We start from the raw sequence: 417 nt of genomic DNA, 5'->3' as shown, positions 1-417 counted from the left end.
TCGTTGCTTTATGTTTGCAGGATTCTCGAATCAATCTGGCATAGCGTTTGACGGTCGTATATGAGCCTTGATAGCCTTTTAGTTGGATGAAGTAGTAAATTGAGCGCACAGAGCAGCCAAGCTTGAGTTTATCTTCAATGATTGATTTATAGTTCTCAATAAGTGACGGTGGGACCCTTCGTTTTGAAGCTTCTTCAAGGGTCTTTTCTTTTCCGAGGTCATAATAACGTTTGACCGTCCGATAGTCACAATTATAGCGTCTGGCAATATCAGCGAAATTAGGTTTAATTCCAGTCATAAGATGTTCGGTTATACTTTCTAGGATGTCTTTTCTCATAAGGAAAAGCCTATCACAATTTTAAAGTTAACCTACATTTTCAATGGCCCGTTTCCTACATTTTAGCATGGCCCTTTACA

Annotated in this window: 1 pseudogene; it reads right to left on the bottom strand. The window is 39.1% G+C overall.

Annotation, left to right across the window (positions count from 1 at the left end):
- Positions 1 to 337 (bottom strand): annotated as a pseudogene (locus FDW96_RS12720) (IS21 family transposase); the annotation flags it as partial.
- Between the last annotated feature and the right edge of the window lie 80 nt (positions 338 to 417).

The organism is Citrobacter sp. TBCS-15, assembly GCF_005280815.1.
GTDB classification, from domain to species: Bacteria; Pseudomonadota; Gammaproteobacteria; order Enterobacterales; family Enterobacteriaceae; genus Citrobacter; species Citrobacter werkmanii.
This window is presented reverse-complemented; position numbering and strand designations above follow the sequence as displayed.